This is a genomic window from Stenotrophomonas sp. 3diitr2024, from assembly GCF_042136455.1.
Lineage (GTDB): Bacteria > Pseudomonadota > Gammaproteobacteria > Xanthomonadales > Xanthomonadaceae > Stenotrophomonas > Stenotrophomonas sepilia.
Genome location: NZ_JBHHMJ010000801.1, coordinates 1 through 320, shown reverse-complemented (window position 1 = coordinate 320; position 320 = coordinate 1). Strand labels below are relative to the sequence as shown.

Genomic DNA, 320 nt, shown 5'->3' with positions numbered 1-320 from the left:
CCTCGGCCGCCTGGCGCAGGCGTTCGGCCTCCTCGGCCTGCATCTGCGCCTGCATGCGCAGCTGCTCGGCTTCCTGGCGGGCACGGGCGGCATCGCGGCGGCTGGCCTCGATCAGCAGAGGATTCAAGTCATGACGGTGGTCAGCGTTGAACATGCGCTTGCCGGGAAGATCCCGGAAGGCGGCGAAGTCACGGTACGCGGATGGGTGCGCACGCCGGACGGCAACACCGGCACCTTCGAGGTGTGGGGCAAGCGCAAGGGCGACATGGCGCGTGCGGTGATGTACATGGCGATCCGCTATGAGGGTGGCAAGGATGCGG

The 320-nt window shown here is 68.1% G+C and carries 1 pseudogene; it reads left to right on the top strand.

From position 1 onward, the window contains the following. Nucleotides 1-130: 130 nt before the first annotated feature. Nucleotides 131-320, top strand: a pseudogene (locus tag ABGA94_RS21375) (hypothetical protein); the annotation flags it as partial.